The 24,692-nt window shown below is 56.6% G+C and carries 22 protein-coding genes and 2 pseudogenes; 13 read left to right on the top strand and 11 right to left on the bottom strand.

The window, feature by feature from the left end:
• Nucleotides 1-32: 32 nt before the first annotated feature.
• Nucleotides 33-1,412, top strand: a complete 1,380-nt coding sequence (gene glrR, locus F0A16_RS19200; RefSeq protein ID WP_149437340.1) for a two-component system response regulator GlrR — start codon at nucleotides 33-35, stop codon at nucleotides 1,410-1,412.
• A 124-nt stretch (nucleotides 1,413-1,536) separates the two neighbouring features.
• Here glrR and F0A16_RS21925 read toward each other — a convergent pair whose 3' ends face one another.
• Both F0A16_RS21925 and F0A16_RS21920 read right to left on the bottom strand, forming a co-directional pair.
• The gene (locus F0A16_RS21925; protein ID WP_239023898.1) at nucleotides 1,537-2,061 is read right to left on the bottom strand and encodes a LysR substrate-binding domain-containing protein; all 525 of its coding nucleotides are present in this window, start codon (nucleotides 2,059-2,061) and stop codon (nucleotides 1,537-1,539) included.
• Between the two features lie 53 nt (nucleotides 2,062-2,114).
• Nucleotides 2,115-2,471, bottom strand: coding sequence for a LysR family transcriptional regulator (locus F0A16_RS21920; protein ID WP_223119832.1), 357 nt, complete (start codon nucleotides 2,469-2,471; stop codon nucleotides 2,115-2,117).
• Nucleotides 2,472-2,585: 114 nt separating this feature from the next.
• Between F0A16_RS21920 and F0A16_RS19190 the strand changes: the two genes are divergently transcribed.
• Entirely contained in the window at nucleotides 2,586-3,392 is an 807-nt protein-coding gene (locus F0A16_RS19190; protein ID WP_149437261.1) for an NAD(P)H-dependent oxidoreductase, read from the top strand.
• Nucleotides 3,393-3,396: 4 nt separating this feature from the next.
• Here the strand turns inward: F0A16_RS19190 and xseA are convergent, their stop codons facing one another.
• From xseA to F0A16_RS19165, 5 genes are all read right to left on the bottom strand, one after another.
• Entirely contained in the window at nucleotides 3,397-4,791 is a 1,395-nt protein-coding gene (xseA, locus tag F0A16_RS19185; protein ID WP_149437259.1) for an exodeoxyribonuclease VII large subunit, read from the bottom strand.
• Between the two features lie 163 nt (nucleotides 4,792-4,954).
• On the bottom strand, nucleotides 4,955-5,437 hold the full coding sequence (locus F0A16_RS19180; protein ID WP_149437257.1) for a nucleoside deaminase: 483 nt from the start codon (nucleotides 5,435-5,437) through the stop codon (nucleotides 4,955-4,957).
• 80 nt (nucleotides 5,438-5,517) lie between these two features.
• Nucleotides 5,518-5,910, bottom strand: a complete 393-nt coding sequence (locus F0A16_RS19175) for a DMT family transporter (RefSeq protein WP_149437255.1) — start codon at nucleotides 5,908-5,910, stop codon at nucleotides 5,518-5,520.
• A 69-nt stretch (nucleotides 5,911-5,979) separates the two neighbouring features.
• Entirely contained in the window at nucleotides 5,980-6,303 is a 324-nt protein-coding gene (locus tag F0A16_RS19170) for a DMT family transporter (protein ID WP_223119831.1), read from the bottom strand.
• Between the two features lie 25 nt (nucleotides 6,304-6,328).
• Nucleotides 6,329-6,982 carry a DsbA family oxidoreductase gene (locus F0A16_RS19165; protein WP_239023893.1) on the bottom strand — a complete coding sequence of 218 codons (654 nt, stop codon included), beginning with the start codon at nucleotides 6,980-6,982 and terminating at the stop codon, nucleotides 6,329-6,331.
• Between the two features lie 366 nt (nucleotides 6,983-7,348).
• On the opposite strand from F0A16_RS19165, the gene F0A16_RS19160 reads away from it, so the two are divergent.
• The 5 genes from F0A16_RS19160 (at nucleotide 7,349) to F0A16_RS19135 (ending at nucleotide 13,791) form a co-directional block, all read left to right on the top strand.
• Nucleotides 7,349-7,825, top strand: a complete 477-nt coding sequence (locus F0A16_RS19160; protein ID WP_149437252.1) for a MarR family winged helix-turn-helix transcriptional regulator — start codon at nucleotides 7,349-7,351, stop codon at nucleotides 7,823-7,825.
• Between the two features lie 228 nt (nucleotides 7,826-8,053).
• On the top strand, nucleotides 8,054-9,523 hold the full coding sequence (gene guaB / locus F0A16_RS19155) for an IMP dehydrogenase (RefSeq protein WP_149437250.1): 1,470 nt from the start codon (nucleotides 8,054-8,056) through the stop codon (nucleotides 9,521-9,523).
• Between the two features lie 183 nt (nucleotides 9,524-9,706).
• Nucleotides 9,707-11,281 (top strand): glutamine-hydrolyzing GMP synthase, encoded by a 1,575-nt coding sequence (gene guaA, locus F0A16_RS19150; protein WP_149437248.1) that lies wholly within the window; start codon nucleotides 9,707-9,709, stop codon nucleotides 11,279-11,281.
• A gap of 299 nt (nucleotides 11,282-11,580) precedes the next feature.
• The gene (locus F0A16_RS19145; protein ID WP_149437246.1) at nucleotides 11,581-12,837 is read left to right on the top strand and encodes a tyrosine-type recombinase/integrase; all 1,257 of its coding nucleotides are present in this window, start codon (nucleotides 11,581-11,583) and stop codon (nucleotides 12,835-12,837) included.
• A gap of 429 nt (nucleotides 12,838-13,266) precedes the next feature.
• Complete coding sequence (locus F0A16_RS19135; RefSeq protein WP_149437241.1) at nucleotides 13,267-13,791, top strand: helix-turn-helix transcriptional regulator; 525 nt, start codon at nucleotides 13,267-13,269, stop codon at nucleotides 13,789-13,791.
• Between the two features lie 8 nt (nucleotides 13,792-13,799).
• Here the strand turns inward: F0A16_RS19135 and F0A16_RS19130 are convergent, their stop codons facing one another.
• Together F0A16_RS19130 and F0A16_RS19125 are read right to left on the bottom strand one after the other, a co-directional pair.
• Entirely contained in the window at nucleotides 13,800-14,147 is a 348-nt protein-coding gene (locus F0A16_RS19130; protein WP_149437239.1) for a helix-turn-helix transcriptional regulator, read from the bottom strand.
• A 332-nt stretch (nucleotides 14,148-14,479) separates the two neighbouring features.
• A complete protein-coding gene (locus F0A16_RS19125) occupies nucleotides 14,480-15,151 on the bottom strand; it encodes a hypothetical protein (protein ID WP_223119830.1) in 672 nt (223 codons plus the stop codon).
• Between the two features lie 173 nt (nucleotides 15,152-15,324).
• On the opposite strand from F0A16_RS19125, the pseudogene F0A16_RS19120 reads away from it, so the two are divergent.
• A pseudogene (locus tag F0A16_RS19120) lies at nucleotides 15,325-16,080 on the top strand (IS5 family transposase).
• A gap of 74 nt (nucleotides 16,081-16,154) precedes the next feature.
• On the opposite strand, the gene F0A16_RS19115 reads toward F0A16_RS19120, so the two are convergent.
• A complete protein-coding gene (locus tag F0A16_RS19115; RefSeq protein WP_187776079.1) occupies nucleotides 16,155-17,126 on the bottom strand; it encodes a LysR family transcriptional regulator in 972 nt (323 codons plus the stop codon).
• Nucleotides 17,127-17,366: 240 nt separating this feature from the next.
• On the opposite strand from F0A16_RS19115, the gene F0A16_RS19110 reads away from it, so the two are divergent.
• The 5 genes from F0A16_RS19110 (at nucleotide 17,367) to F0A16_RS19090 (ending at nucleotide 23,142) form a co-directional block, all read left to right on the top strand.
• Nucleotides 17,367-18,602 carry an NAD(P)/FAD-dependent oxidoreductase gene (locus F0A16_RS19110; protein WP_239023892.1) on the top strand — a complete coding sequence of 412 codons (1,236 nt, stop codon included), beginning with the start codon at nucleotides 17,367-17,369 and terminating at the stop codon, nucleotides 18,600-18,602.
• Nucleotides 18,603-18,667: 65 nt separating this feature from the next.
• Nucleotides 18,668-19,177 carry a TRAP transporter small permease gene (locus tag F0A16_RS19105; RefSeq protein ID WP_149437233.1) on the top strand — a complete coding sequence of 170 codons (510 nt, stop codon included), beginning with the start codon at nucleotides 18,668-18,670 and terminating at the stop codon, nucleotides 19,175-19,177.
• A 3-nt stretch (nucleotides 19,178-19,180) separates the two neighbouring features.
• Nucleotides 19,181-20,476: a TRAP transporter large permease gene (locus F0A16_RS19100; protein WP_239023891.1), complete on the top strand. Its 1,296-nt coding sequence runs from the start codon at nucleotides 19,181-19,183 to the stop codon at nucleotides 20,474-20,476.
• Nucleotides 20,477-20,569: 93 nt separating this feature from the next.
• Complete coding sequence (dctP, locus tag F0A16_RS19095) at nucleotides 20,570-21,730, top strand: TRAP transporter substrate-binding protein DctP (protein WP_239023890.1); 1,161 nt, start codon at nucleotides 20,570-20,572, stop codon at nucleotides 21,728-21,730.
• 59 nt (nucleotides 21,731-21,789) lie between these two features.
• Entirely contained in the window at nucleotides 21,790-23,142 is a 1,353-nt protein-coding gene (locus F0A16_RS19090) for an MmgE/PrpD family protein (protein ID WP_187776078.1), read from the top strand.
• A 142-nt stretch (nucleotides 23,143-23,284) separates the two neighbouring features.
• Here F0A16_RS19090 and F0A16_RS22050 read toward each other — a convergent pair.
• A pseudogene (locus F0A16_RS22050) lies at nucleotides 23,285-24,169 on the bottom strand (AAA family ATPase).
• Between the last annotated feature and the right edge of the window lie 523 nt (nucleotides 24,170-24,692).

Here is a 24,692-nt window from a genome sequence, read left to right as displayed (position 1 = left end):
CTCAGAAGACCCGGCCGGTGCGAACGCCGGCCATGCAGCCGGGCAAGAGCGGTACCACGGCCCATATTTTGCTGGTCGACGACGATACCAGCCTGCTCAAACTGCTGGGCATGCGTCTGGAAAGCCGCGGGTTCCGTGTGACCACCGCCGAAAGCGGTCGCGAAGCGCTGACGCATATCGAAGAGACTTCCCCGGATCTGGTGCTATCCGATCTTCGCATGGACGAGATGGACGGCCTGGCGCTGTTCCACGAACTGCAGCGTCGCATGCCCGGGATGCCGGTGATCATTCTGACCGCTCATGGCTCGATTCCGGATGCCGTCAGCGCCACGCGCCAGGGTGTCTTCAGTTTCCTGACCAAGCCGGTCGATCGCGACGAGCTGTTCGAGGCGATCGATGAGGCACTCAAGCAGACGCCGACCACGCGCGGCGAGGGTGGCGAGGCGTGGCGGTCCCAGATCATCACCCGCAGCCCGCAGATGGAGCGCATTCTCGAGCAGGCATACATGGTCGCCGCCTCCGACGTCAGCGTGCTGCTGACCGGCCCCAGCGGCAGCGGCAAGGAGTTGCTGGCCAACGCCATGCACCAGGCCAGCCCCCGCGCCGACAAGCCGTTCGTGGCGATCAACTGCGGTGCGCTACCCGAGCAACTGCTGGAGAGCGAACTGTTCGGCCACGCCCGTGGCGCCTTCACCGGCGCGGTCAGCCAGCACGAGGGGCTGTTCCTGGCCGCCGACGGCGGCACCCTGTTCCTCGACGAGATCGGCGACATGCCGCTGCCGTTGCAGGTCAAGCTGCTGCGTGTGCTCCAGGAGCGCCAGGTTCGCCCGCTGGGCAGCACCAAGTCGTTCCCGATCGACGTGCGGATCATCTCCGCCACCCACCGCGATCTCGACCGCGCCATGCACGAAGGCGACTTCCGCGAGGATCTCTACTACCGCCTCAACGTGGTCAACCTCAAGCTGCCCCCGCTGCGGGATCGCGCCGAGGACATCCCGCTGCTGGCCAAGCACATGGTGGCGCAGGTTTCCGCGCGGCATAAGCCGTTCGTCAAGGGCTTCTCGCCCGAGGCGCTCAACCTGCTCGCCTCCAGCGGCTGGCCGGGCAACGTGCGCCAGCTCGTCAACGTCGTCGAGCAGTGCGTGGCGCTGACCAGCACGCCGATGATTCCCGAAGCGCTGGTCTCCCAGGCGCTGGCCGCCGAGGAGAACGCGCTGCCCTCGTTCAGCGAGGCGCGCGCCGGCTTCGAGCGCGGCTACCTGATCAAGGTGCTCAAGATCACCGAAGGCAACGTCACCCAGGCGGCCCGCATCGCCGGACGTAATCGCACCGACTTCTACAAGCTGCTCGCGCGCCACGACCTCGATCCCGGCAGCTTCAAGCCGAGCGCGATGCCGGAACAGGCGGGATGATCCCCGCTGGTCGGCGCTCCGAACTCGCCAAGGCGAGGTAGCCGGCCAACTGAAACGACGCGACCCTCTCGCTGGGCGATCACCCGATTCGGCACTGTCGAATCGGGTTTTTCATTTCATCGGGCTAGGGCCGCGTCGGCATCTCCCTGCCATCCATACGCGCACCTGAAACCAGTTCGCCAATCCGCTGGCGCAGCCATTGGTGCAGCGGATGAGTGGTCGTGCGCTCATGCCAGACCATGGCCATGTCGAAACCGGGAACGGGTAACGGAGGATCCAGCAGCCGTACCCGACCGACGCGGTCCGCAGCGACCCGAGTGGGGACCAGCGCGATCATGTCGCTGCGCGCGACGATCTCCGGCACCACCAGGAATCCCGGCGCCGACAGTGCCACGCGTCGGGACAAGCCGACGGCGGCCAGGGCATCGTCCACGGGGCCGTGAAAGCCGCCGCCCTCCGGCGAGACGATGACGTGATCCAGCCGGCAAAAGGTGTCGAGATCGAGCCGGTCCGACAAGGCCGGATGGCCGGGGCGCGCGATGGCGATGTACGCCTCGCGATAGAGCGTGCGCATGCGCAGGTTGTCCGGCGCCGCCCCGGGCGTCGTCAGGGCCAGGTCGACCTCTCCGCGCGCCATCTGCGCATCCAGAGTCCCGGTATCTATCGTCCGCCAGGCGATCCTGAGCCCCGGCGCTTCCCGGCTCAGGCCATCACCAGCGGCATCAGGACCGAATACTGCACATAGTCGCTGGCAGCGATGGCGACCGTGGCCTTGGCCGTGGCCGGGTCGAACGGGCTGCCGGTGGCGACGACCTGGCGCACGCTCTCGATGGCAGCGTGCAGCGGTGCCTGGAGTTCGAGCGCGCGCTGGGTGGGAATCATGCCGCGCTGGGCGGGCAGCAACAGCGGGTCGCCCAGCAGTTCACGCAAACGGGTCAGGCGGGCAGAGAGTGCCGGCTGGCTGAGATGCAGACGCTTGGCGGCGCGACTGACATTGCGTTCCACCAGCAAGGCGTCGAGGGTCACCAGCAGATTCAGGTCCAACCGTTCGATATCCATTCAGTTGATACCAAGACATAAAATATCGGATTTCTACAATACCAGACGGCGTCTCAAGATCATGGTCCGAACCCGATCATTTTCCCGATCATTGCCACAACAAGGAACCGGACCATGAGCCATATTCTGATCGTCCACGCCCACCCCGAGCCCCAGTCGCTGACCAGCGCCTTGAAGGACCTGGCGGTGGAGTTCCTGCAGGCGCAGGGGCATGAGGTACAGGTCTCGGATCTCTATGCCATGGGGTGGAAGGCGAGCGCCGACCGCGAGGATTTCATCGATACGGTCGATCCGGAGCGCCTGAGCTACATCGCCGAATCCCGCCACGCCTATGCCTCCGACACCCAGACCCTGGATATCGCCGACGAGCAGCGCAAGCTGCTGTGGGCCGATGCAGTGCTGTTCAGCTTCCCGCTGTGGTGGTTCGGCATGCCCGCGATTCTCAAGGGCTGGGTCGACCGGGTGTTCGCTTTCGGATTTGCCTATGGTGTCGGTGAGCACGGTGGCGAACGCTGGGGCGACCGCTACGGCGAAGGCGTACTGGCTGGCCGCCGGGCGATGCTGATCCTGCCGATCGGCGGGCGCGCGCCGCACTACAGCGATCGCGGCGTCAATGGCAGCCTGGAGGAGATCCTGTGGCCGATCCAGCATGGCACGCTGTTCTATCCCGGGCTGGCGGTCATGCCGCCTTTCCCGGTCTACTCGAGCGACCGCCTGGATGATGCCGGTTGGCAGCGGGTGGTGGCCGATCTCAGGCATCGCCTCGAGGGACTGTTCAGCGACGCGCCTATCCCTTTCCGGCGCCAGAACGGCGGGCACTACGATACCGATCAGCGGCTCAAACCCGGGCTGGGTCAAGGCGAGGGCGGCACACGGATCCATCTGGTGCAGCCGGGGGATCCCGAAGAGCGGCTCGCTTAAGGACTCAGCGCTTCAGCCGCCGCTTCACTTCCAGCTTCAGGCGCCCTTCGCCGAGGCGGGCCGTCAGCATCTGGCCGGGTTGGGTCTGGCTGGCAGCGCGCACGACCTGGCCGTCGTCGTCCTGGAGGATCGAGTAGCCCCGTCCCAACACGGCCAGCGGGCTGACTGCGTTGAGCTCCCGGGCCACGCCTTCCAGCCGCTGGCGTTCGCGCTGCAACTGGCGCTGCTGGGCGCTCTCCAGCCGTTGCGTGAGCTGGTCCACACGCTCCCGCGATTGGCGCAACGTGCGGCTCGGGTCGTGGAGCGTGAAGCGCCGGGTAGCGGCCTCGAGCCGCTGACGCTCCCGCTGCAGACGCTGTTGCATCGCCAGTTGCAGACGACGATCCAGACCTGCCAGATGCTGGCGCTGCTGGGCGAGTCGCTCACCGGGATGGCGCAGCCGTGCACGCAGATGATCGAGCCGCTGGGACTCGGCGTTGAAGCGACCGCGCCACGCCTGAAGAAGCCTTCTCCGCTGCTGACTCAGCGTCGCCTCGAGATCGCGGCGATCCGGCACCAGCCGTTCGGCGGCGGCGGAGGGCGTCGGCGCGCGCACGTCGGCGGCGAATTCGGCCAGCGTCGTGTCGACCTCGTGGCCGATGGCGGCCATCACCGGCAGCGTCGAGTGGAAGATCGCCCGGACCAGATGCTCGTCGTTGAACGCCCACAGGTCTTCCAGGCTGCCGCCGCCGCGGGTGATCAGGATCGCATCGAAGGGCTCGGTCGCCGAACGCTCGGCATCCTGTCGTGCTGATTCATAACGTGCCTGACGATTGGCTTTTACTTGACGATTAATCAAGGCCAGCGCGCGAATCAGCGCCGGCGGTGCCTCGCGACCTTGCACCGGCGACGGGAACACGCTGACATGCACCATCGGCCAGCGTGCCTGCAGCACCGCCAGCACGTCACGAATGGCCGCGCCGGTGGGGGAGGTGATCAGTGCCAGATGGCGGGGCGGGTAGGGCAGCGGCCGCGCGTTGGCGAATACACCCTCGGCACTCAACTGCCGCTTGAGCCGTTCGTAAGCCGCCATCAGCTCGCCTTCGCCGCTGGGCTGCACGGCGTCGACGATCAATTGATAGTCGCCGCGCGGCTCGAAGATCGAGACGCGGCCGCGAACCTTGATCCGGTCGCCATCCTTCAGCGGCGTGCGCGACAGGCTCGCCCGGTTGCGGAAGAACGCGCACTTGAGCTGGGCCCTGGCGTCTTTCAGGCTGAAGTAGATATGCCCCGAAGCGGGCCGCGCCAGCCCCGAAATCTCGCCCTCGACCCAGCAGTCGCCGAAGCCGCGTTCTAGCATCTGGCGGGCCTGGTGGTTGAGATCGCTGACTGAGAGGGGGTGGGTACCGGTGGCGTCCATCGAAGCCTCGCAAGTCGAACAAAGGGGCAGTCTATCACTCCTGTCATGGGCTCCGGTGATGGCCGATTGCTTTGGTGCTCGGGCATGAGGCCAATAGCGATCATCGGAAAATCTGGTGCTTCTGCTGATAGTGGGTTGGTCTAGGCGTTGTCCTGAGAAGTGTTCACCGCGAGGTCCTTTTTTGTCTCCAGAGATTGAATGGCTCGATAGCCTGAGGTGTGGAGTACTTGCGAACCTTCATGGACCAGCGACCGGGGAAGTCGGCTAGCACCTGATACGAGCTGCGGTAATCGAAGCCCGCTTCGGCGGCACCGTCCCGGTCGACGGCGTAAATTACCTCCCCGACACCTGAGAACAGCGCGTTGAGGTAACACATGGCGCAGGGTTCCCCCGAGGCCAGCAATGTCGAGCCGCGTAGGTTAGTGACACCCTCATTCCTACATGCATCTCGGATGGCCTCGACCTCTGCATGAGCGGTGGGATCATGGTGCTCGAGAACGCGGTTGACCCCGCGACCCAGCACATTCCCTTTGGCATCGACAACATAGGCCGTGAAGGGAATGCCGCCGCCACGGACATGTTCCGTGGAGTACGCGACCACATCTTCCATAAGTCGAACGATATACTCCGGCGGATGAGTAGCCATTAGTGAATCCTGTCAGGTGATAGCCGCGGAGAAAGGGCAAGCATAGTTTCTGCAGATCTTTTCGCAGGGAGCGTTAGGCTTCAGGAGGCCACAAGGCCTGGTTTCTCAGGCTGGGCTTTCTCGCTGCTGGCCAGCTTCAGCCAGATGACCCCGGCAATGATGACGGCCAGCCAGAATGCCTGGGTCAGCGTCAGGGATTGATCGAACAGGAAACTGCCGAAGATGGCCGAGCCCACAGCCCCGATCCCTGCCCATACGGCGTAGCCAATCCCGACATCGATCGATTTCAGCGCTACGCTCAATGCGTAAAGGGTGAGCAGGAAGAATACGATCGCCGAGATCGACCAGCTCAGTACAGTGAAGGCTTGGCTACCCGCGACGCTCAATGCGTAGGCGATCTCGAAAGCGCCAGCGAGAAGCAACATGACCCAGGCGCGACCGGTACTGGTTTGGTTACTAGAAGTGTTGGACATGACATTTCCCTTCTATGGTTAGTGATCCTGAAAATATCGTAATTACGAAAATTCAAGTGGACCTCCGCCTCAGGCGGCTCCACTCAGACGAAGCCCGATGACGCCGCCAATCACCAGGGCGATGCCGGACAGCTTTCTCAGATTGAGGCGCTCTTGGAAGAACACGGCACCCAGGACGACGATTCCGACGCCGGCAACGGAGGTCCAGATGGCATAGCCCACACCGACATCGAAATCGAGCAAAGCTAGGCTGAGGAAGAAGGTGGCAATGGCGCCACTGACGAGGGTAGCGATAGTCCACCATAGTCGAGTGAACCCCTGCGCATTGCCGGCCGAGAAGGCGACAGTGATTTCAAAAAGCACGGCGATTCCGAGGTAAATCCAGCTGATCATGATGAATTCTCCTGAAAAGAATTGGTTAGTGCTCTTGTTGGCCTGGGTTAGCTTGGGCTACTCCCGCTGTTTCGGTGGCAGGTATTGGTTTGGCATTGGTGATCTGGTCGACAGCCCGACGCAGCTCACCCGGCGAGGGAATGCCACGAAAAATCTGCTCGCCCACCACAATGGTAGGGACCGAGGTGATTGCCATCTCCTCTCGTGCGTGGCGAAGGGCCTCACGATGCCGCTCGCGGTAGGTACCGTCTGCCAACGCCTGGAGAACGGCCTTGTGCTCGAGGCCTACCTCTGTGCCCAGGTCAGCCAGTATTTCTGTGTGGCCGATATCCTTTTCTTCCTGGAAGAACGCTTGCAGTGCTCGCATCGAGAACTCATGTCCAAGCCCTTGCTCATCGGCCATCGCGAAGACCTCAAACGCCTTGTCAGTGCGGGGCTGGGGCGACAGTGAGGGCAGTTTGATCGGCACGCCGAGACGCTCGGCCATCGGGTATACCGATTGCTCCCAGACCTGAGGCAGATAGGGGTCCTCTATACGAAGGGTCGGTACCGGCTCCGGCCGCAGTTCGTAGGGCCGCCAATGGATATCGACGTCCAGCCCCTCGATGACATCCTCAATGACGCGCTCTGCCAGCAGGCAGTAAGGGCAGACATAGTCGGTATAGATCGTGATGGGCATGCTCATCTCCTTTCGTTTCCCGGTAATCGATTGCGATCAATGGCACCAGTAATCGGGAATTTGCTTGCACGTGCAAGTATTTTAAAATCTACGAGACAGTCTTGGTTTTGTCAATATGCTTGCGCATGCAAATATATTGAAATTGATTTTACCCAGGATGAATTCAGAGAGGATGTAATTAACTTATTGATATAATTTATTTTATAGGTTTCCCATGTGGCGCTAACCCGCTGGCGACTGATGTTAGACGCCACCCCGCCGGCGGTACGACTAGCCCTAAATAGCTGGTCATGAAGCGATCTATTGAATATTGTATGTATATACAACCATGTTGGTTCTAGGATAGCCGCCAAATTGAGGACCGTTATGACGTCACCGTCGGTAATGTGGCAGAGTTTGAAAGGGGTTTTCGAGTCAGTCGAGCATCAGATTGCCAAAAGCCTTCAGCGCCAGCATGGCCTGGGTTTGACCGAATATCGTGCTCTACACTTGCTCGCCGCCGAACCTGATGCTGAGTTGCGAATGCAGGAACTAGCCAAGAGGCTCGGGTTGAATCAGAGTTCCGTGACTCGGCTTGTCGAGCGCATGGAACGTAATGGGCATACGATTCGCGATGTCTGTCCAGACGATAAGCGTGGCGTTTATACCGTCATTACCAAGCGTGGACGGCAGATTCACGCCGAGGCGAGCCAAGACTACGATAGCTTCCTGGAGGCGGCGCTTGACGAGACTTCTCAGACGAAGACAAGCTCAGAGATTGTCTCCTGTCTGCGGCAAATCCTGGCGTGCCATGGTTCCCCCGAACATGCCACCGAGCGGGAGGATGTCGTAGGGAAACCATGACTTGGCGGGAGAAGTGCGCCATGGGCACGCCTTACACGAATCCGCCACCCGGCGTTGCATCGTCCATCTCCTATCATACAACCGCCGCTTGCCATTGAGAGGCACCGGCCAAACGACTATAATGCGCGATTAACTTTTCGCGGCCCCGATCCGGTCCCACTGCATACCTCATCGCGGTGCCGCAGGCTGTTACAGGCTCCCCACCACCTGCCAATTGGGTTTCCGACCATGCTACGTATAGCGCAAGAAGCTCTTACGTTCGATGACGTATTACTCGTACCCCGCTACTCGGATGTCCTGCCCAGAGACGTCGAACTCAAGTCCCGCCTGACCCGCAAGCTGACCCTCAACATCCCGCTGCTCTCGTCCGCCATGGATACCGTCACCGAAGCGCGCCTGGCCATCGCCATGGCGCAGGAAGGCGGTATCGGCATCATTCACAAGAGCATGTCGATCACCCAGCAGGCCGCCGAGGTCCGCAAGGTCAAGAAGCACGAGAGCGTCATCGTCAAGGACCCGGTCACCGTCGGTCCCAACGCCAAGCTGCAGGACCTGCTGGAGATGGCCAAGGAGTACGGCTATTCCGGCTTCCCGGTGGTCGAGGGCGAGACCCTGGTCGGCATCGTCACCGGGCGCGACATGCGCTTCCAGCCGGACCACAGCGACAGCGTCGAAGCGATCATGACCCCGCGCGACAAGCTGGTCACCGTGCTCGAAGGCACCTCGCTCGACGTGATCAAGTCCAAGCTGCAGGAAAACCGCATCGAGAAGATCCTGGTCGTCGACAAGGACTTCCACCTGCGCGGCCTGGTCACCGTGCGTGACATCGAGAAAGCCCGCACCTACCCGATGGCCGCCAAGGACGCCGATGGCCGCCTGCTGGTCGGCGCTGCCGTCGGCACCGGCCCGGAAACCCCGGACCGCATCGCCGCGCTGGTCGAAGCCGGCGTCGACGTGCTGGTCGTCGATACCGCCCACGGCCACTCCAAGGGTGTGATCGATCGGGTGCGCTGGGTCAAGGAGCACTACCCGGAACTGCAGGTGATCGGCGGCAACATCGCCACCGGTGACGCCGCCGTCGCCCTGGCCGAAGCCGGCGCCGACGCGGTCAAGGTCGGTATCGGCCCCGGTTCCATCTGCACCACCCGCGTCGTCACCGGCGTCGGCGTGCTGCAGATCACCGCCGTCGCCAACGTAGCCGAAGCGCTCAAGCCGTTCGATATCCCGCTGATCGCCGATGGCGGCGTGCGCTACTCCGGTGATATCGCCAAGGCGATCGTCGCCGGCGCCAGCACCGTGATGCTCGGCAGTATGCTCGCCGGCACCGAGGAAGCGCCGGGCGAAGTCGAGCTGTTCCAGGGCCGCACCTACAAGGCCTATCGCGGCATGGGCTCCATGGGCGCGATGTCCCAGACCCAGGGCTCCTCGGATCGCTACTTCCAGAGCAAGGACGAAGGCGTCGAGAAGCTGGTGCCGGAAGGTATCGAAGGCCGCGTGCCCTACAAGGGGCAGATGAGCGCCATCGTTCACCAGATGATGGGCGGCCTGCGCGCCTCCATGGGCTACACCGGCTGCCACAACATCGACGAGATGCGCACGCTGCCGGAGTTCGTCAAGATCACCGGCGCCGGCATTACCGAGTCGCATGTACACGATGTGCAGATCACCAAAGAAGCGCCGAATTATCGCGGCGCTTGATCGGACGTGCCCGGGCCGGCACCAGGCGTTTCCGCCTAGCCTAGCACTCGGCCCGAACACGCCGATGGTCTGTCCCGGCAGGAAGGGCAGGCTGATCAACCAGTTTATAGCCATTTCCGGCTTTGTCAGCGGCGCCTAATCAGCGCCGCTGCTCGTTTAAGACTCACACCCAGGGCTCATCCGATGACCGACATCCATTCGCACAAGATTCTGATCCTTGACTTCGGTTCCCAGTACACGCAGCTGATCGCGCGCCGCGTGCGCGAGATCGGCGTGTTCTCCGAGATCCGCGCCTTCGATATCACCGAAGAAGAGATCCGCGAATACAATCCCAACGGTATCATCCTCTCCGGTGGGCCGGAATCGGTCTCCGAGCTGGGCTCGCCGCGGGCGCCGGAATGCGTGTTCGAGATGGGCCTGCCGGTGTTCGGCATCTGCTACGGCATGCAGACCATGGCCGAACAGCTGGGTGGCGCCACCGAAGGCTCCAACAAGCGCGAGTTCGGCTACGCCCAGATCAGCGTCGCCGCGGAAGACGACCTGCTGGGCGGCATCAAGGATCATGTCGACCACGACGGCGGGGCGCTGCTGGACGTGTGGATGAGCCACGGCGACAAGGTCGCCCGCGCCCCGGCCGAGTTCACCGTTACTGCCTCCACGCCGAGCTGTCCCATCGCCGCCATGACCTGGCCCGAAAAGCGCTTCTACGGCGTTCAGTTCCACCCGGAAGTGACCCACACCCTGCAGGGCCAGCGCATCCTCGAGCGCTTCGTGCTGGATATCTGCAAGGCGGAAAAACTCTGGACCCCGGCGCAGATCATCGAAGACCTCACCGAGCGCGTGCGCGATCAGGTCGGCGACCGCCACGTGCTGCTCGGCCTCTCCGGCGGCGTGGACTCCTCGGTGGTCGCAGCACTCCTGCACAAGGCGATCGGTGACCAGCTTACCTGCGTGTTCGTCGACAACGGTCTACTGCGCAAGAACGAAGGCGACCAGGTAATGGAAACCTTCGCCAGCCACATGGGCGTCAAGGTGATCCGGGTCGACGCCGAAGACGAATTCCTCGGCAACCTGGGCGGCGAGAACGACCCCGAAGCCAAGCGCAAGATCATCGGCAACACCTTCATCGACGTGTTCGACCGCGAAGCCGCCAAGATCGACGGTGTCGACTTCCTCGCCCAGGGCACCATCTACCCGGACGTGATCGAATCCGCCGCCAGCAAGACCGGCAAGGCTCACGTGATCAAGTCGCACCACAACGTCGGCGGCCTGCCGGAGACCATGAAGCTCAAGCTGGTCGAACCGCTGCGCGAACTGTTTAAGGACGAAGTGCGCAAGCTCGGCCTCGAACTCGGCTTGCCGTACGACATGGTCTATCGTCACCCCTTCCCGGGGCCGGGCCTCGGCGTGCGCATTCTGGGTGAGGTGAAAAAAGAGTACGCCGACATCCTACGCGAAGCTGACGCCATCTTCATCGAAGAGCTGCACAACTTCGACTGGTACCACAAGACCAGCCAGGCGTTTGCCGTGTTCCTGCCGGTCAAGTCAGTCGGCGTAGTCGGCGACGGCCGCCGCTACGAATGGGTCATTGCCCTGCGCGCCGTCGAAACCATCGACTTCATGACCGCAAGATGGGCGCACCTGCCGTATGAGCTGCTCGAAAAGGTTTCCAACCGCATCATCAACGAAATCAGCGGTGTATCGCGTGTGACCTATGATGTGAGCAGCAAGCCGCCCGCGACGATCGAGTGGGAGTGAAAATACGTCTTTCAGGGACTATCGATAGCAATCGGGAAAGCGGCGTAAGATCATGATTCTTATAGATTTACGTCGCATTACCTATCGGTGGCTATCGGCGGCCAGCAGAAACACCTGTCGGTAAAAGCGACGGTATCGCAAATCCCTCGGAGTAAGACTCTCCCGTTTACCGTCATGGCTATTTTGAGCATGACGGTAAAACTACGCCCTGACTTCTTTTGATAACAAGGAGTTAGGGACATCATCAGGGCTCCTGACCCTTGACGGTAACCAACCGCAAACACAGGAGAGCCCCTGACATGCTGACCGATACAGCGCTACGCAAATTCAAGCCCAAAGCTGCCACCTACAAGGTTGCTGACCGCGATGGTATGTACGTGACGGTGTCGCAAACCGGCACCGTCACCTTCCGCTATGACTACCGCCTCAACGGCCGCCGCGAGACCCTCACCTTGGGCCGCTATGGGCCGGGTGGTATTTCCTTGGCCTTGGCGCGTGAGCGCCTGTTGGATGCTCGCAAGGTGGTGGCGGAGGGCCGCTCTCCCGCTCAGGAGAAGCAGCGGGAAAAGCGCCGCCTGTCCCGTGCGAAGACATTCGCCGAATTCACCGATGTGTGGATGGAAGCCTCCGGCATGGCTGACAGCACCAGAGCCATGCGCAAGCACATCGTCGATCGCGATATCCTGCCGGTCTTCAAGAACCGCTTGTTGGTGGAAATTACACCCGACGATCTTCGAGCCCTGTGTCTGAAGGTCAAGAAGCGCGGGGCGCCGGCAACCGCCATTCATGTCCGCGATATCGTCAAGCAGGTATACGCGCATGCCATCATGCATGGCGAGAAGGTGGCGAACCCGGCCGACGAGGTGAGCCCTTCGTCCATCGCAACCTTCGCACCGAAGGATCGTGCGCTGTCACCCGCTGAAATCCGTCTGATGGTCCATGAGATGGAAACCATCCCCACATCGCCGACCATTCGCCTGGCGCTGCGCATGATCCTGCTGACTCTGGTGAGGAAAGGGGAGTTGCTTAAGGCGACCTGGGACGAAGTAGACTTCGAAGCGGGTGTGTGGAGCATTCCCAAGGAGCGGATGAAGCGACGCTTTCCTCACAATGTCTACCTGTCCCGGCAGGCATTGGACATCCTGGTGGCACTGAAGACCTGTGCCGGTGGTTCCAAGTACCTGCTCCCGGCTCGTTATGACGGTGACCAGTGCATGTCCATGGGGACACTGAACCGGGTGACTCTGAAGATTTCGGAGCAGGCGCGGAAAAAGGGACTGCCGCTGGAACCCTTCACCGTTCACGATTTGCGCCGTACCGGCTCCACACTGCTTAATGAAATCGGTTTCAATCGCGACTGGATCGAAAAGGCCTTGGCCCACGAAGATGGCCGCTCCTCACGGGCGGTATACAACAAGGCGGAGTATGCCGAGCAGCGTCGGCACATGCTGCAGGAGTGGGCCAATATGATCGATGCCTGGGCGGAAGGGGGCAGCTACGTTCCGTCCCTGATGCCGGAAAGCATGTCGGTGCCGGCATTGAAGGCATCGATATGAGTATCGCGAACATGGTGATCGTTGGTTTCCCGGTGCCAGTACGGTGTGCTGGCATTGGCCGTTCTGTGAACCTGCAGGGTGGTCAGAGGGAGGTACTTTATGCCCAAGGTTGTCACTTGACAACCTTGGGTGTCATTCCCATACTGGAGGTAAGGAATGACTCGTTCATCACACCCGAAAAAAGAGATTGAAGCCGCGATCAGGCATGCGGAAGAGGAAGGCTGGCGAGTCGAGGTGGGCGGTGGCCATGCCTGGGGCAAGATCTACTGCCCCTACAATGACGATGAATGCCGCTGTGGTGAGTTCTGTATCGCGAGTGTGTGGAGTACGCCGAGAAGTCCTGGCAGCCACGCCCGGGCGCTTCGGAGGGTGGTGGACAAATGCTCCACCCACAAGCGCCGGAGTGAGACGGAACCGGAGGATTGAGCCATGGAATACATTTTTACGCTGAAATATCAGTTGGCTGACCATAACAGTGATCTGGATGCAGTGGTGGAGCGCTTGGGCGTTGCCGGTTGTGATGACGCCCTGGTGGGCGTGGGGCAGCCGGGCCGTCTGGCGCTGGAATTCTCCCGCGAGGCGGACAGCGCTGAGGAGGCGGTCCGCACTGCCCTGGCCGATGTCAAAAGCGCGGTTCCTTCCGCGCGCCTGATCGAGGCCTCGCCGGATCTTGTTGGCTTGACCGATGTGGCGGACATCGTGGGCGTTTCCCGACAGGCAATGCGGAAATTGATGCTCGCCCATCGAGCGACGTTTCCCGTGCCGGTTCACGAAGGTAGCGCCTCGATCTGGCATCTCGCAGAGGTGCTTGATTGGCTCAAGGCACGAGGGGGCCACCAAATTGATGTTGGTGTACTGGAAGCAGCGAAAGTGGCGTTACAAGTGAATATCACCAAGGAGGCGATTCGTCATCCGGTGCGTGACCACGGGAGCATAGAACTGCTAACCGCGTAGCCAATCGCTCAGTCGTTGAGATCGCGGACCGGACGGGCGATACGTTGTTTCACGTCCGGTCCCGGAGCGGGGGCGGCTTTTCCTGATCGGGATTGACGCTTGCGCTCTTCGACCCAGGCTTCCACTTCCTCCAGGTCCCACACCACACAGCGAGGCGTCAGATTGAAGCGGCGCGGGAATTCGCCACGGCGTTCCATGTCGTAGATCGTTGTTTCGGCCAAAGGCACGATCTGGTGCAGCTCCTGGCGGCGGATCGTTCTGCGAAAGGGGAGAGGGGAATTTTCCACGTATTGAGGTAATTCCCCGTATTCTGGTGTTCCCGGTATTGGCAGGGACTGGCGTGGTTGGGATTCCATGTATTGACTCCAATGCTGTGCTCAAGGCGATTTTGGGCAATGGAGTTATGGTGGCTATTGAATACAATTGGGCCAACCTGCTGGGGCGAGTCGTAGCAGAGCTCGGAGGAAATAGTTTCACACTTGTAGTCAATCGTGCTCATTCCAGTGAATAGAGGCGTTGGGGACTGCGCACGTTGGTACCCAAGGCATGCCCCATTACCCGGCATACCGTTGTCAGGCTATCGTGCCGAAGCACGGTCGTCTGACTACACCTCTGACCATTGAGAAGCTGTGTAGCCTAATGGATTGCAACCAACCACCTACCGCGTGTTATAGGGGAGGGATATCGTTCAGTAGCCATTGTTAAGGCGACGAAGCAAGGTCCGGCTAGTGATGAGCCCAAGGTGCAGACGAAACGTGCTATGATCTTCGTCCGAGAGGCCAGGATGTGAGCTATCGGTATGAAGCATCTTGAACAAGCCGTTCAAATAGTTCTTCCCATCACAGGCCCATCTCGATAGGAATCCGCGCTTCGCCAACCAGGCGCGGCAGTTCTCGCCCGTAATCAGTTCAGCAGACGTCTGCCGGTCAATGTGCAAGGCAATGTCTTTAGTCAAGCCTTCCAGAAATGTACGAATTTGACTGTTCGCTGCTGCCCAATCGCCGCGCGCGTGAGCGTCGATTGCTTGGTCTAGGTGTCCTAACGGCACGATGAACCCGAACTGCCTCAGAAGTTGATGAACCTCGTCATCGGCCGCAGGAAGATCCACTTCGTCAGGTAACGCTGCACGCAGCAACGGAGTTCGTGCGTCATCATCCCAGGAGACAATGTAGCCGTCGAGCGCCAGTCCTCGCAGAAATCGCTCCTGCTCGGCCTTTGTGTGGTGTGGCACAGAGCCTCCAACTGCCTCGCGTACCGTAGCTTCGGCTAGAGGCACAGGCCCGTCTAAAGTGCTGACGATCTGCGTTGCACGTTGATTGACGATGCGCGCCAGTGCAGCCCTCTTTGCAGTCACACTCATTGACGGCCCCTGCGAGATTTCGTTGTCCAGTCCGAGACACGCCAAGAGTTGATCGAACTTCGCCTATGTCAGCACTTCTCCAAGGAACTCGACCGCCGCAACAATGGTGGTGTGAGTAAGAGCGCCTTTCAAAACCCTTGAAAGACCTGATCAGTTCTTCCACCTTCATGAACATGGCGAAGAAGACCATACCTGACGAGCTCTGGGAGATCGTTGAACCGCTATTACCACCGGAGCCCCAAGCCCGATGGCGGTAGGCCGCAGGTGGCCAATCGTGCCGCCTTGACGGGAATCCTGTTCGTCCTGAAATCCGAGATCCCCTGGGAGATGCTGCCTCAGGAGATGGCTGCGGTTCCGGCGTCACTTGCTGGCGGCGACTGCGTGACTGGCATGAAGCTGGCGTTTGGAAGGCACTCCACCAAACGCTGCTGGAACATCTCCAGCACGCGGATCGGCTGGGCTGGGACCGAGTCTGCATGGATAGCGCCTCCATCAAGTCGAAAAAGGGGATCAGCCACCGGCCACAACCCGACAGACCGCGGCCGGCCAGGCACCAAGCGACATGTCTTGACGGATCGACAAGGGACATCAGGCGCCAACAGCGTGCCTTTGGCAGCCCTATTGGATGCGGTGGTACCGGTCGCAGGCCGGCCCCGGTATCGACCCAAGAAGCTTCATACCGACAAGGCGTATGATTTTCCGCGTTGTCGCTGAGCCTGTCGGAGGCGTCGTATTCAGCCGCGCATCGCCAGACGTGGTATCGAAGACACTCAACGGCTGGGACGACATCGGTAGGTCGTCGAAAGAACATTCGCCTGGCTGGACCAGATGCGTCGACTCGCGACGAGCGACGGACCGATATTCACTATGCATTCACTTTGCTGGGCTGCTCGCTGACCTGCTTCAAGCAACTCAAAGGGCAGTTTTGAAAAGAGCTCTTAGCACCGCACAGTAACTGTGATCTTTCCCAGAAACCAGTCCATATGGGCGCGTACGATTTCCGCTATGCTGTGTCTACTATAAAGGCGCTTTGGTCGATCCACGGAGCATGTTGCTTGAGTTGTGGAAAGACGTTGTCGAAGAAGTGCTGCTTTAAAATATCGGCAATTCTTAGTGGGATTGTGCGCATTTCATTCTTTCGATAAATAAGATAAATGTTACGGGCATGGCGTTCACTATCAAGACTCATAAGTTTTATGTTATGCATTCGGTGCATGCACTGCGCGACGCATAGAAAACTGAGTAACCCCCATCCATGACCGGCTTCAACAAAGATCAACAGGCTGTGAGTATCATCAGTCTCATACTTGAATTTTACTGAGAGATTTATGCGGCGTAGTGTGACATCACTGAAAACACCTACACTGGTATTCCTACCATAACGAATTAACGGCATTGTTGCAGCTAGGTTTTGCAAGGAGCCGTCGAAAGTATTTTCCCATACCTTGGGATATGCTACTAACATGGGGTCGCGAAAAATTTTAACACGCTCTATGTCGCTTATCTCCGGCATGGAGTCGTTCGAAATGAGAATGTCGATATCGCGCTGGAGGAATGCATCCTTTAACTCATTAGTCAGTCCGCTTCTAATGGTGATGCGCTCCGATTTATCCTTCAGGTTGGCGATTATCTGACTACCTGCAACCTCGGAAATAGAAGTGATCAGGCCCAGCCGGCATTGGATTAGCCCCTGATCCTCTGCGTCACGCACCAAGTCATCTATGCGACGAAGTTCGGCAAGTAACGAGACAGCGTGCTGATAGAGTACCTTCCCCGGGGCCGTCAGGCGCAATGGGCGAGTACGGCGAATGATCAGCTGCGCCTGGAACCGGCTTTCCAGTTGCTTAAGGTGTTGAGAAATAGCTGGCTGGGTGACATTCAGCTTGAGCGCGGCGTCTCGCAGAGAGTCAGACTCAGCGAGTACGACGAAAGTATTAAGCCAGTAAGTTTCCAGCGGACGACTATCGTTAAGCAATGTCATTCCTCCCAAAGTATAAGTTTTATTTATATAATATATCATTTCGCCTTAAGTATCGCTTTTCAAGTAGATATTTTTATCGTTACCGATTATATCTGTAGTTAGAGAAAGAAGTACAGCTTCAAACGTGACGACTATGCAAAGTGGCGCAATAGGTATCTGTATATGATTTTTCCCAGCTATGACGATAACTGCGGTTGGTTCGAGACCTTGGGCTCCATCACGGATTATCCGCCCATGCAGCAAGATTCAAACTTTGACATGGTTGTCATAGGGGGAGGGTTTACTGGACTTGCGGCTGTGCGTCGCTATGCTGAGAACAACCCGAGTCACAGTGTGCTATTGATTGAGGCACTGAAAGTTGGCCAAGGAGTCTCGGGGCGAAATTCAGGCTTCGTAATTGACCTGCCGCATAAGAGAGAGTTGGAACTGGGTGATAAGTGTTATCTCAATAAGGTCATGGAGCTTAACCGCGTGGCCATTGATTACCTCGAGGCGCAGGTAAATACTTACGATATAAATTGTCAATGGTCACGCGTAGGCAAGTACCAGGCGGCAGTGGGAAACCGCGGTATAGAATTTCTTGCATATTATAAGTCACTTCTCAATAATGTGGCCGAGGAATATGAAGATTTTACCGGCGATTGCCTGGAAAATATTTTTGGGACTACTTATTATCAGGAGGCTGTCTACACTCCCGGTGGTGCTCTTATGCAACCGGCGGCTCTGGTTAGAGGGTTGGTCGACAATATGCCGGTCAATGTGACGGTCTCGGAGCGTTCACCGGTTATAGGAATTAATAAGCGGGCCGAGGGATTCACTATCCGTACCAGTTACTGCACACTTCACTGCGGTAAGGTGATTCTCGCTACAAATGCTTTTACCAAAGAATTGGGATTCATGAAAAATAGAATCCTGCCAGTGATGACTTTTGCCAGTTGGACTCGCCCGTTGACTGCTACCGAGATGGAGCAGTTCGGTGGCCAGCTTGATTGGGGAATTACCCCAGCGGATCATGGCGGTACAACCCTGCGTGTTACGCAAGATCGGCGAATATTGATCCGTAACGGCTACCGCTACGCCTTTGATTACAATACACCGCCTCAGTTACTGCCTAAGCTGAAAAAGCAGCATCGCAGGGCTTATGAAGAGCGTTATCCCGGGCTTGCCCATATACCTTTCACGCATACCTGGGGAGGTGCCAGTAGCCTCTCCGGTAACTTTGAAACTTACTTCGGTAAATTGGATGATAACCTCTATTCAGCTGGTTGTGATCAAAGTGTGGGAGCGTCGAGAGGCACCATCTCTGGTATGATGCTGGCCGATTATGCTAGCGGTATCAAGCATGAGCTTCTCGACAATATCGTCGAGGTTTCCGGTAAGCCGTCGCGCCTGCCACCGGAGGCGATTCTACGTCTGGTCGTACCGTTGCGCATGCAGATGCAAAAATTCAGAAGCCGCTCTGAAATCTGAAATCAACGTGGCATGGTGAAATGCCTTTCATAACATTAACCAACTAAACTGTGCAAGGATTAAGTATGTTAAAAAAATTCTTTGCGAACTTGGATTATATAACAAGTAAAATATTGGGTGTGGTTGCTATCGTGGCAAGTGCTTCCTTGGTTTTACTAGTCTTCATGATTGTTCTTGCTCGTTATGTTTTTAATGTCTCAGTTATCGGGCTGGACGAATTGGCCCTCTTGGCAGCTATGTGGCTATACATGACAGGGGCGGTTATCGCCAGTCGGCGTGCCGAGCATATTGTGGTCGATTTCGTGCCAAAAGCATTGAAATACGAATTTTTAAGCAAGCTACATCAGCGGTTTGTAGCTATCGTCATGCTCTTGACTACAGTTATGTTCATGTACTTGGCTTGGGATATGCTCAAGTTCTCGTTACGTATGCCTCAGACGACCGCCGGGTTAAGAATTCCGCAGATCATTTCGCAGGCTGCTGTCATCATAGCCAGTATAGGATGCTTTGCTTATGCGCTGCGCGACCTAATCACGGGTAAAGCATGTTACAACTCGATTAATGAGGAAGTGTGAATTATGGCTATTTTTGCAGTAGGATTGCTGATCCTGCTCATGGGGATCGGCGTTCCTGTCGCCTGGGCCTTTGCTGCTGTGCTCGGATATCTCATCATCGCTTTCGATGTCAATACAGTAACCTTGTTACTACAGGGCTTTCGCTCACTGGACCATATTGTACTGTTGGCGTTGCCGCTATTTGTTTTGACAGGATACCTGATGAAGTCCGGTGGTATCGCTCAACGTCTTGTTAACTTCATTGAGTTAATGGTTGGCCGTAAGAAAGGGGGGATGGGAGCCTCAATGGTAATGGCTTCTGGTGTTTTTGGAGCTATTTCGGGAACGGCGACTGCTGCCGTCGCTTCCATCGGTACTATCATGGTCGACCCGCTGTCTCATCGTGGATATCCGCGGGGCTATTCTAGCGCCTTGCTGGGTATGTCTTCGTTGCTAGGCATTTTGATTCCACCCTCAATTACATTGATTCTCTTTGGTGTGGCCACACGCCAGTCCATTACGGCACTGTTCGCAGCGACTATTGGGCCAGGATTGTTATTGCTGTTAGGGCTGATTTTATTCAATCGTTTCTGTGTCGGTCGACTGTTCAATGAGGAATTGTTATTACAGGAATCAGAGGTAGATAAGGAGACGAAGAAATCCGGTGTTTTGGTTTCAGCGCTGCCCGCACTGTCTATGCCGTTTATTATTCTGGGCGGTATTTACGGAGGGGTTTTTACTCCGACCGAGGCAGCCGCTGTAGCCGTGGTAGTTGCTTTGTTGATTGGGTTTTTCATTTACCGGGATTTGACTTTATCTACGCTGCGCAAGAGCGTGGTAAACGCGGCTGAGACGACTGGGACCATCGTTCTGGTACTATTATTCTCCTTCATGATTGGTAAGATTTTGGTGGCAGAGCGGGTGCCCCAAGAGTTGACTGAATTCATGACCGATCTTGTCCAGAATCCAATAATGATTCTGCTGATGGTCAATGCATTTCTCATATTCGCGGGGGCAGTCATGGATGATCTCTCGGTCACCGTGGTGATTGCGCCGTTGTGCATGCCCCTGATGATGTCTATAGGGGTGGATCCGGTCCACTTCGGGGCTATCGTCGCCTGTTCTGTGGTTATTGGAGCTAACAGCCCTCCCGTGGCACCTATCCTCTATATGGCCTGCCGTATTGGTAAGGTTTCTATCCATAAAGCAGTTATGCCCGCGATTTATTTGATCGTGCTAGTGGGTATGCCGGTAATGTTGCTGACCACCTTCGTGCCGAGTTTGTCGCTTTATATACCGCATCTTCTGGGAGTAATGTAAGTGATCTGGAGGAGATGCTTTAGACTTCTGATCATTGGCAGGAATTAGGGTTCGTACTTCAGGACACTATCTTCTGAGTAAGGATAGTTAACATTGAAAATCGCAAGGGCCATCATAAGGGATATTAGTAATTTTTATGGCTGGTATTGCATTTCCTTAATTGTCTGGTTTTTGCTTGCAGGTGAGGAAGTGATTACTTATCTTAAGTTTGCCGATAAAATTAACATCATAAACTATGAGGCATTTTTAATGAGCAACAAGAAGACAGCCGCCGCTCTCATCTGCACTTCGCTGCTTTCGGGCACTGCATTTGCTGATACCATGACCATTAAATTGGCCACTGACACTGGCTCGCCTGATACCCCGCAGGGCGAATCACTCCAGAAGTTGGCTGAAATCATTGAGTCGCGTACAAAAGGCACTGATGACGAAATCGACGTCCAGGTGTTTTATGGAGGTGAGCTAGGAGATCAGAAGGAAGTTTTTGATCTGCATATCGTTGGAGAGATTGATATGATGATAAATTTTCCAATGACTTCCTATGATAGCCGAATGGGTGTCCGTAACGTACCCTATATGTTTGTTGATTGGGATCAGGCTCTTGATGCTTACAAGCCAGGAGGTTGGCTGAATACTATCTATCAGGATATCTATTCCGACAATGGCCTGCGTTTCTTCGGTGCTTATCCGGAGGGCTTTGCTGGTGTGGCGACGGCAGATTCATATGCAACAAACATCTCTGAGGCCAATAATACAAAGGTACGAGTGACCGCTAACTTCCCTAATCCCTCGACTCTCGGAGCCATGGGCTATACACCGGTTCCGATGACTTTTGGTGAGGTTTATACTTCCATCCAGACTGGTGTCGTGGATGGTGACGCTGGAAATAATATTTACTGGACATATTCATATTTCAAAGACGTGATCGATTATTATGTCGATACACGGCATTACTTTGTGACAGCCGCTATTTCCATGAATGAAAAAAGTTGGGAAGATCTGGACGATAATCAAAAAAGCATTGTTGCCGAGGCCGCTGAAGTTATCTCGCGTGAACAATTTGAAAATGCACAGAAGACCGATGCTGAATATCGGAAAAAAGCCGGGAATGCCGGGATTAAGTATATCGATCTCACCGAGGAACAGATGAGCTCCATGGCCAATGAGGTGCGAAGTGATGTATGGCCGATTCTTGATAAAGAGTATCCAAAAAGCCTGAAACAGGCAATCATGGAAAATGCTCCAGCTATCTAACTATGCAAAAAAGCCCGGCATATCCGCTGGGCCTCTTTTTTAAAATCATGAGGCGGGAAATGAGCCAGTTGTTGGACAACGACAATGTTTATCAATTTGTCACAGAAACTACCTATGAGGTGTTACCGGAATCCGTCAAGCTGCACGCCAAGCGTTGTTTGAAAGATTTGGTGTCTACCTTAGCCTCCGGCAGTCTGACCCCAACTTCGCGTATTATTAATGATTTCGCAAAGTTAAGTTTCGGTTCGGTTCCAGGCGCTGTCATGGCGCCTTCCATGGCTCATGGTGATAGATTAAGTATCTCTGGTGCCGCTTTGGTCGATGCGACCACAATTGACGCCATAGATGCCCACGATGGACACGCGTTAACCAAGGGCCATGTGGGGTGCTCAATTATCGGGGCTCTAGCAGCGATCGTGAGTGGTGGCGAGCGTAACTACACTGGTAAAGAAATATTGACCAAATTGGTCATTGGATATGAGCTAGGTACTCGTTTTGGTATTGCTCTTCATCGCACAACAGCTGATTATCATTCCTCTGGAGCTTGGAACGCTTTGACCTGTGCCGCGCTAGTTAGCGATCATCTGGATTTGAACAATGAGCAGTTCGAACATGCGTTGGGTATCGCAGAATACAACGGCCCGCGTAGCCAGTTGATGCGAGATGTTGATCACCCGACCATGGTTAAGGATGGATCTGGCTGGGGGGCGATGGTCGGCGTATCGGCTGCTTATATGGCCAGGTTGGGATTTACTGGGGCTCCGGCGCTAATCTTTAAGGATACGTGTGTCGCCGATACTTGGGAGGATTTGGGCAATAATTGGTACATATTGGAACAATACTTCAAGCCTTACCCCGTGTGCCGTTGGGCACATCCGGCTATTGACGCGGTTCTGATGCTTAAGAAAATGCATGGGATAACCATTCAGGACGTAAAACGTGTTGTGGTCCGAACTTTTCATGAGGCTTCACGCCTAAGTAAGGTAAAGCCAGAAACCTCCGATCAAGCCCAATATGCGACCTGTTTCCCTATAGCAGTGGCTCTAAGTAAGAGCCGGGTATTGCCTCAGGACGTGGCCGACGAGAACCTTAAAGATCCTGTTGTTCTGGATATCTTTGATAAGATAGAAATTGTCGAAGAGCTTGAATTTAGCAAGCGCTTTCCGGCTGAGCGGTTAGCAGCGGTAGACATTTACCTCGTTGATGGCTCACTCCATTCCTCGGAACCGTTTATCTCGCGTGGTGATCCTAAAAACCCTCTTAGCGAGTCAGAGATCGAAGAGAAGTTCTTTTCAATGTGCGTGCCAGTTTGGGGGGAGGAGAAGTCATGTCGAGTTATTGGATTTATTAATGCTATTGATATGGATGATAATGTTGATGCGGCTGAGTTGTTTGCTCTGATTAGGGCGTGAGTGTTTTTGTAGGTATCTGTAGAGTTCCGGATGATCGGATGAGCTAATCTCTATCGGCTCCGAGGGAGAGGCCTGTTTCAGCTGCATGGTAGCGAAGTTTGCTTTCAAGAGGGCATGCACCGCATCCCATGTTGCCTCCAAGTCAGTCTCTTGGGAGAGGGGGTCGGCCAGCGCTTTGTCTGCTGACGCTTCCAAGGTCTGGATGGCAGATTTGTAGGCGGTGATGTGTGCATCGATGAGGTCGATTTTTTTGTTGACGATCTCCGTCCAGTAGTTTGGTTAATTCATCCAGGAAGTCGTGGGGCAATCCTTGCTGGCAAAATGGGCATTGATCGTCGTGCACGAACACGCGGCCTTTGCTCAGCCAGTCCCCATTACCTAGTTTCCCTACGAGGGGGGCAAGGCGGCTCTCGCCGGATACTTCCACGCGTTCCTGCCAGACGCTACCTTTTTCGATGGCAAGAAATGCACTCAACGCAACGTGGTGGGGACCTTTTGTTGTCTCCTCCCCGGAAATATCAGCCAAGCGTTTGGCCAAACTGTCAAGATCGTCCAGGGTCTCATCGTCCGGTGTCTCGTAATTACGCAGGTCATCGAAGAACTTCTGCGCGCCGCGACCATATCCCGTGAGGAAGTTATCGAATATGTCTTTATCGTGAGCCTTGTAGACAGCTCAAACTGCTTCTTTGGCATCGTTAAGCGCCGTTGCTAGCTCGCCGTTAATGCGAGTGATATCCCGTTGTGCAGCCTCGCGTGAACCCCGGACATCCTGAAGTGAGTGTTCGTGCTCTTCGATCTGCCGTTGAGTCTCGGTCCCCAATTCGCCGATGGTGAAGATGCCGGGCATACCTTCGGCTTCACCGATTACCGACTGCACGAAGTAGTGGTTGTAAACCAGGTAGCGGAAAGGGCCGCCCTGTGTCGTTTCTACCCGGCATGCATGAAACTCGGCACTGCCAATGTCGCACCCGTGGATTACTTCCCCAATCGCCGTCTTTCCGGCTCCGTTGAGGCCATAGAAGAACACCGGCTTTTGAGTTGCTGTTTCAAGCGTAATAGTGGCGGAATCTGTAGGGTGAAAACTTTTGTAGCCTTGAATGACGATGTCCTGATCATTGTCCCCCCATAGGAATATTGATGGTAGTGCTCATCATGCAAAATTGCGTGGTATGCGGATCGCGTTTACTACGTCTTCGCATTGCGGCTACCACTGATCTTCCACCTGCTTTTGACCAATAAGTAGTCATTCAAAATGGATTCCGAGCCCTTCTGCTTCTCGCCGCACCCGATCCAAAAGCTCATCGAGTTCTTGTGCGCTATCACCGGCATAGGCCAACGTTAGCAATGTGAGCGGATGCACCTCCATCACCTCACACAACTCGGCCAGCTTGCTGAGGGTCGGGCTTTTCAGATCACGCTCCAGTGTAGTGGTTCACTAAAACCGGACACCCATTTAGGTGGTATCGTCGCCACCAAAGTAGAGGTGATCCATGGCCAGACAACGTCGTTCCTTTTCTACTGAGTTCAAACGAGAAGTGGCCGGGCTCGTA

This window comes from Salinicola corii (assembly GCF_008298015.1).
Classification (GTDB): domain Bacteria; phylum Pseudomonadota; class Gammaproteobacteria; order Pseudomonadales; family Halomonadaceae; genus Salinicola; species Salinicola corii.
The sequence above is the reverse complement of the archived record's forward strand: the minus strand, read 5'-3'. Positions and strand labels throughout refer to the sequence as shown.

Bases quoted from the DNA above. Each gene is read 5' to 3' on its own strand.
- F0A16_RS19190 (WP_149437261.1), top strand. From the start codon at position 2,586: ATGAGCCATATTCTGATCGTCCACGCCCACCCCGAGCCCCAGTCGCTG.
- F0A16_RS19130 (WP_149437239.1), bottom strand. From the start codon at position 14,147: ATGGAATCCCAACCACGCCAGTCCCTGCCAATACCGGGAACACCAGAA.
- F0A16_RS19175 (WP_149437255.1), bottom strand. From the start codon at position 5,910: ATGTCCAACACTTCTAGTAACCAAACCAGTACCGGTCGCGCCTGGGTC.
- F0A16_RS19160 (WP_149437252.1), top strand. From the start codon at position 7,349: ATGACGTCACCGTCGGTAATGTGGCAGAGTTTGAAAGGGGTTTTCGAG.
- F0A16_RS19170 (WP_223119831.1), bottom strand. From the start codon at position 6,303: ATGATCAGCTGGATTTACCTCGGAATCGCCGTGCTTTTTGAAATCACT.
- F0A16_RS19110 (WP_239023892.1), top strand. From the start codon at position 17,367: ATGCAGCAAGATTCAAACTTTGACATGGTTGTCATAGGGGGAGGGTTT.
- F0A16_RS19145 (WP_149437246.1), top strand. From the start codon at position 11,581: ATGCTGACCGATACAGCGCTACGCAAATTCAAGCCCAAAGCTGCCACC.
- F0A16_RS19105 (WP_149437233.1), top strand. From the start codon at position 18,668: ATGTTAAAAAAATTCTTTGCGAACTTGGATTATATAACAAGTAAAATA.
- glrR (WP_149437340.1), top strand. From the start codon at position 33: ATGCAGCCGGGCAAGAGCGGTACCACGGCCCATATTTTGCTGGTCGAC.
- F0A16_RS19100 (WP_239023891.1), top strand. From the start codon at position 19,181: ATGGCTATTTTTGCAGTAGGATTGCTGATCCTGCTCATGGGGATCGGC.
- F0A16_RS19135 (WP_149437241.1), top strand. From the start codon at position 13,267: ATGGAATACATTTTTACGCTGAAATATCAGTTGGCTGACCATAACAGT.
- guaA (WP_149437248.1), top strand. From the start codon at position 9,707: ATGACCGACATCCATTCGCACAAGATTCTGATCCTTGACTTCGGTTCC.
- guaB (WP_149437250.1), top strand. From the start codon at position 8,054: ATGCTACGTATAGCGCAAGAAGCTCTTACGTTCGATGACGTATTACTC.
- F0A16_RS19125 (WP_223119830.1), bottom strand. From the start codon at position 15,151: ATGAGTGTGACTGCAAAGAGGGCTGCACTGGCGCGCATCGTCAATCAA.
- F0A16_RS21920 (WP_223119832.1), bottom strand. From the start codon at position 2,471: ATGGATATCGAACGGTTGGACCTGAATCTGCTGGTGACCCTCGACGCC.
- F0A16_RS19165 (WP_239023893.1), bottom strand. From the start codon at position 6,982: ATGCCCATCACGATCTATACCGACTATGTCTGCCCTTACTGCCTGCTG.
- xseA (WP_149437259.1), bottom strand. From the start codon at position 4,791: ATGGACGCCACCGGTACCCACCCCCTCTCAGTCAGCGATCTCAACCAC.
- F0A16_RS19090 (WP_187776078.1), top strand. From the start codon at position 21,790: ATGAGCCAGTTGTTGGACAACGACAATGTTTATCAATTTGTCACAGAA.
- F0A16_RS19180 (WP_149437257.1), bottom strand. From the start codon at position 5,437: ATGGCTACTCATCCGCCGGAGTATATCGTTCGACTTATGGAAGATGTG.